This window comes from Burkholderia sp. E168m23, assembly GCF_016586125.1.
In the GTDB taxonomy this organism is placed as follows: domain Bacteria; phylum Pseudomonadota; class Gammaproteobacteria; order Burkholderiales; family Burkholderiaceae; genus Burkholderia; species Burkholderia orbicola.
In genome coordinates, this window is the sequence record NZ_BCPP01000442.1 from 1 (window position 1) to 5,690 (window position 5,690).

General features: G+C 69.6%; 4 protein-coding genes. 2 read left to right on the plus strand and 2 right to left on the minus strand.

Going from position 1 to position 5,690, the window contains the following annotated elements:
* Positions 1–511 (minus strand): DUF938 domain-containing protein (locus tag JMF90_RS21450; protein WP_201325406.1); only part of this gene is annotated, 511 nt, incomplete at its 3' end.
* Complete coding sequence (locus JMF90_RS21455; RefSeq protein ID WP_012338489.1) at positions 508–1,422, minus strand: NAD-dependent protein deacetylase; 915 nt, start codon at positions 1,420–1,422, stop codon at positions 508–510. The genes JMF90_RS21450 and JMF90_RS21455, both read right to left, overlap by 4 nt.
* Positions 1,423–2,640: 1,218 nt before the next feature.
* Here JMF90_RS21455 and JMF90_RS21460 point away from each other — a divergent pair.
* Positions 2,641–3,600 (plus strand): LLM class oxidoreductase, encoded by a 960-nt coding sequence (locus tag JMF90_RS21460; protein WP_011548127.1) that lies wholly within the window; start codon positions 2,641–2,643, stop codon positions 3,598–3,600.
* A 270-nt stretch (positions 3,601–3,870) separates the two neighbouring features.
* Positions 3,871–5,690, plus strand: a 1,820-nt coding sequence (locus JMF90_RS21465) for a mechanosensitive ion channel protein (RefSeq protein WP_201325407.1), incomplete at its 3' end; no start/stop codon positions are given.

Genomic DNA, 5,690 nt, shown 5'->3' on the forward strand with positions numbered 1-5,690 from the left:
ACGACGGGTCGCGGCTGCGCAACTGCCGGTCGAACGCTTCGTTCGACGGCGCCGTATGCCGGCCTTCGCGACGGTACGGACCGTACAGGAACAGCACGCCGCCCGGACGCAGCACGCGCGACGCGCCCGCGAACAGCGCGTCGGTACAGGCCCACGGCGAGATATGGATCATGTTGATGCAGACGATCGCGTCGAGCGCCGCGACCGGCCACGGCGCGTCGCGCACGTCGAACGCCAGCGGCCCGGCGACGTTCGCGAGGCCCGCATGCGCGACCCACGCGGCGATCGAACGCCGCGCCTGCGCATCGGGATCACTCGGCTGCCAGTGCAGGCCCGGCAACGCTTGCGCGAAGTGAACGACGTGCTGCCCGGTGCCGCTCGCGATTTCGAGCACGCTGCCGCTCGCCGGCAGCACACGGCGCAGCACGTCGAGGATCGGCCCGCGATTGCGTTCGGCCGCCGGCGCGGACAGCCGCTCGGACGGATCGGGCGAAGCAGCGGCGCCGGTCACGATGCATGCTCCGTCGTGTCGCTGGTGCTGGCGCTGTTGCGCCCGAGCCCCAGCCGCGCCACGAGTGCGTCGAGCGCGGGCGCGCAGTGCGCCTCGACCTTCAGCGTCAGCATCGGGTCGGCGCGCGTATGGCCGAGATTGAGTGCGGCAACCGGCTTGTGCTGCGCCTGCGCCCACACGCAGAAGCGGTAGCCGGAATACACCATCAGCGACGAGCCGACGACGAGCAGCGCGTCGGCCGCATCGAGCGCCTGCGACGCCAGCGCCACGCGCTCGCGCGGCACGTTCTCGCCGAAGAACACCACCGCAGGCTTCAGCAAGCCGCCGCACGCGGGGCACGCCGGAACGCGGAACGTATCGAGCGCGGCCCATTCCAGATGCGCGTCGCCGTCCGCGGCGGGCTCGGCCTGCGCGCCCAGCAGTTCGGGATTGTCGGCTTCGAGCACGGTCTGAATCGTCGCTCGCGCGTGATGCGCGCCGCATTCGAGGCAGGTCACGCCGTTGATGCCGCCGTGCAGTTCGATCACGTCGTCGCTGCCCGCGCGCTGATGCAGGCCGTCGACGTTCTGCGTGACGAGGCGCTCGATTCGCCCTGCGTCGCCGAGCCGCGCCAGCGCGACATGCGACCCGTTCGGCCGCGCGCGGCCGACGACCGGCCAGCCGATCATGCTGCGCGCCCAGTAGCGGCGCCGCGCGGCATCGGAACCGAGGAATTCCTGGAGTTGGATCGGCGGCGAGCGCATCCATTGGCCGTTGCGGTCGCGATAACCGGGAATGCCGGAATCGGTGCTGATGCCCGCGCCGGTCAGCACGAGCAGGCGCGGATGACGCTCGACGAAGGTCTGCAGCGCATCGAGCGCGGCCGGATCGGCGTCGGCGAGGGAGGAATCGGGCAAGGCTTTGTCGTTCATGTTGGCAACGTGATCGGTCGCGCCGGCAGGCCGTGCGCCCGCACGGGCAGCCAGGCACGCCAGCACATGATACAGAACGCCGTGCGATCGGGCGGGCCGCCGCCACGACGAGCCGTCGCACGCAAAAAGACGCCCGTCGCCGCTCGGCGACGGGCGCTTCAACAATTGATCCATCGGGGTAGTGGATCAACTGACAGCACAATATTGCGACGTCCGTCATGCCGCGATCGACGGACGCTCCCCGGACTCCACGTGTTCCTCGCTGCCGCGCACATCGGCGCGTCACCGGCTGTCCCGGCCCGGTCCTGTGCCGCTGGCTCGTCACGCCGACACGATGCGCGGCATGCAAACGCATTCGCCGCGCGGCGCCATGCGTTGCGCCATGGCATGACGATTCCGGGATCCAGGCCAGGGGCCATCCGCCTGCGTTCGTGGTGCATCCCCGACGGCCGACCGGCACGGGTCGGCCTCGTGCGTCACGGCTGCACGTCGTCGTTCAGAACGAACCTGATTGCTCGGATGGAACGGAAAGCCGCTCGCTCACGTCGCCGCAATCAATGGCGAAGCGAATACCCGGGCAGGTCGGCGATTCATGTTTGCAACACGCTGCGTTGCGTTTCGGTCTTTTTTCATTCTCTTGTCCCCGTCTCCGATACATCCGACCCACTGAAGCGATTGCCGGGTCGACAACACCCGCGATCGCGCTCACGGCCCATATAACCATGCAAGGAGCGCACCATGCTTCACGCCGCAAGGCCTCGCGGGCACATGCCGGGCCGCGGGTAGCCATCGCACCCCGTCAGAAAGCGCGAACGTTTCGAAACTGAAACGCGCCGCCAGACCAATTGGCATCGTCGCGTCGGCTCTGCGTGGGACGGGCAGTCGCCTTACAATCGCCTCACAGCTGGCGACGCGCCTCGACCGGATGCGTGCGCCGGCCTTGCCCTTTCCCGCGGCTCGCCGCCGCCCGCCCCGAACCCACCCTCGCCGTGATCACACTCGCCGTCGCTTCGCACACGCATGCCGTTCTACGGCACCGACCGCGACCACCGCGCATCGCGACGCGTGGCGTCACGCGGGGGGCTCGTGTTGCGTGGCACGACGCCGCAGGTCGTTTAGCGCAGCGCGGCGCCGTCCCGCTCGGGCATCGCGCAAACACGCTAGCATTCGGACACGGAACACTGTGCGTTCGCCCTGCCTCGCCTTCAAGGATTCGCCATGCCCCCAACCGTTCCCGCCCGCCCCGACGTCGCGCAGCGTGTCTTTGCTGACGGGCGGCTGTCGATCGGCCTCACGCTTCCGTTGCTTCGCAGCGGCCACATCGTCGCGGACTTCGACGAACAACTCGAACTCGCGGCGCTGGCCGATTCACTCGGCTTTCGCGCGCTGTGGATTCGCGACGTGCCGCTGAACAGCGCCGACTATCCGGACCCGGTCGGCCATCTCGACCCGTGGGTGCTGCTCGGCGCACTGGCGTCGCGCACCCGCCGGATCGCGCTCGCCAGCGGCGCGATCGTATTGCCGCTGCGCCATCCGCTGCATATCGCGAAAGGTGCGCTGTCGGTCGCGACGCTGTCGGGCGGACGCTTCATCCTCGGGCTCGGCTCCGGCGACCGGCCGCCCGAATATGCGGCGTTCGGCGTCGACGCGGAAACCCGGCGCGACCGCTATCGCGCGCACTGGGACGTCGTCGCGGCCGCGCTCGGCGCGCCGTCGCGCGTGCTGCCCGACCAGGCGCCGCCCGATGCGCCCGAATTCACGCTGCTGCCGCGCGACGGCGACGCGGTGCCGATGCTTGCGGTCGGCTCGGGCGGACAGAGCGTCGACTGGATTGCCCGCCATTCGATCGGCTGGATGACCTATCACCGCGATCCGGATACGCAGCGCGCCCGCTATTCGATGTGGCGCGCGGCGGTCGACCGGCTCGCGTCGCCGCAATTTCGCGCGTTCGGCGTATCGATGCGGCTCGACCTCGCCGCACATCCCGATACGCCCGCCACCGCGCTGCCGCTCGGTTATGCAACCGGGCGCCATGCGTTGGCCGATATCCTGCGGGACATGCGCACGGCGGGAACGCACCATGTCACGCTGAACCCCGGATCGGACCGGCCCGTGCGCGACGTCATCGAAGAAATCGCGGCGCACGTCTTGCCGGCATTTCACGACGATCCGGCCTGATTCATAGGAATCCGAATTCACCTGACGTGATGCCAGCGTGGAACGAGACCGGACGAACGCTCATCGGGTGACGCTTCGCCCATCGGCATCGGAAAGCACGCGTTACAGACGCCTTACGATCGGGAACGCAGGACACCCGCGTCGCGCCGCTCATGCCCGATCCGAATAGCCGGCGACGGAACTATTCGGTCGCGATCGCAATCATGTTAACTTCCGTCCATCATTCAGCCTCGCGGGCCGCGTGACGAGACGCACCCGCATGCCCACTCCATGCGACATATCCTCCTCGGCTGGCTGCTCGCCGCCGTCGTGTCGGCCGCCCACGCGGCCGCTCCCGCTCCGGCCGCCGCGTCGGCCGCCTCCGGCGCCGCGCCCGCACTGACGCCACAAGAGGCGCGGCAGGCACTGAACGTGCTCGAAAACCCGCGCGATCGCGCGCAGGTCGAAACGACGCTGCGCGCGATCGCGGCCGTCGGCGCGTTGAGCGCGCCCGCCGTGCCGGCCAGCGCGGCGCCTGCCACCAGCGGCGCCTCGGCTGCCGCGGCGCCGGCCGCGCTCACGTCGAACGGGCTCGCCTCGATGCTCGTCCGCCAGGGATCGCGCTGGGCCACGCAGATCGGCAACGCGCTGCAGGAATCGCTGCGCTCGCTGCTCGATATCGGTTCGGTGGGAAGCTGGTGGCACGACAAGCTCGTCAGCGCCGACCAGCGCGCGGATCTCACTCGCACGCTCGGCATCCTCGTCGCGGTACTGCTGCCTGCGCTCATCGTCGAATGGCTCGCGAAGCGGCTGCTGCGACGCGCGCTGGCCACGGTGGCCGCGCGCCGCGCCGACACGTTGCGCCACACCGCATCCGATTCCGCCGCGTCGGACGAAGTCCACGCGCCGCCGCCCGATACGTCCACCCCACCCGACACCGCAGCCGCAGACACCGCAGGCGCCACCCCCGCATCCTCGCAAAGCCGAGGCCACGCCCGCCGGCACACCACGCTGCTGCAGCGGATGCCGCGCGCACTCGTCAGTCTCGCGCTGCGCGCGGTGCCGCTGCTCGTGTTCGTCGGCGTCGCGAGCCTGACGATGTCGGTGCTCGTCGAAGCAGACACGCCGATCGAAGCCGCGCTCGAAGCGTTGATCGACACCTACGTGATCTGCCGACTCATCACGATCGTCAGCCGGCTGTTCTTCCAGCCCGATGCGCGGCAGTTGCGGCTGCTGCATATCAGCGACGCATGGGCCGATTTCGTGCAACGCTCGATCGCACGGATCGTGATCGTGGTCGGCGCGTGCACGGCGGCCGTCGAGATTGCCGCGAACTTCGGCCTGAGCGAAGCCGGCCATGTCGCGCTGCTGAAGGCCGTCGCCCTCGTCGGGCACGTGATGATCTCGGTGCTGATCCTGCAGTGTCGCCGGCCGGTCGCGGCACGGATTCGTGCCGCCGGCGCGGATCGTCCGGCCTTCACGGTCGTCGGCAACGCGCTCGCGGACGCGTGGGCGCCCGTGTCGGTCTTCATCGTGATGGCACTGTGGTTCGTGTGGGCGCTCGACGTCCACAACGGCTATCGCGTGCTGATCACGCTCGGCGGCCGCTCGATCGCCGTGATGATCGCGATGCGGATGGTGTCGATCGTCGTGTTCGGCGCGCTCGCGCGGCTGTTCCAGCGCCGCGACGACGACCGTACGCTCGTTCATCTGCACGCGTACCGCTACTACCCGCTGCTGCGCCAGATCGTGTCGGGGGCGATCGGCATCGTGACCGTCGTGCTGCTGCTGCAGATCTGGGGCGTGCCGATCTTCCGCGCGTTCGAGACGGGCACGATCGGCCACCGGCTCGCGTCCGCGCTGGTGACGATCGCGATCGCGGCGATCGTCGCGCTCGTCGTGTGGGAGGCGGCCAACATCGCGATCGAGCGCCGGCTGCAGCGCTGGACGCGCGAAGGCAACCTGGTGCGCGCCGCGCGGCTGCGCACGCTGCTGCCGATGCTGCGCTCGCTGCTGTTCGTGATGATCGCGCTCGTCGTCGTGCTGACGGGCCTCAGCGAGCTCGGCGTCAACGTCGGCCCGCTGCTGGCCGGCGCCAGCATCTTCGGCGT

What these genes read in the sequence shown, in the direction of transcription:
- JMF90_RS21455 (WP_012338489.1), bottom strand. Translation starts at nt 1,422, where the DNA reads ATGAACGACAAAGCCTTGCCCGATTCCTCCCTCGCCGACGCCGATCCG.
- JMF90_RS21460 (WP_011548127.1), top strand. Translation starts at nt 2,641, where the DNA reads ATGCCCCCAACCGTTCCCGCCCGCCCCGACGTCGCGCAGCGTGTCTTT.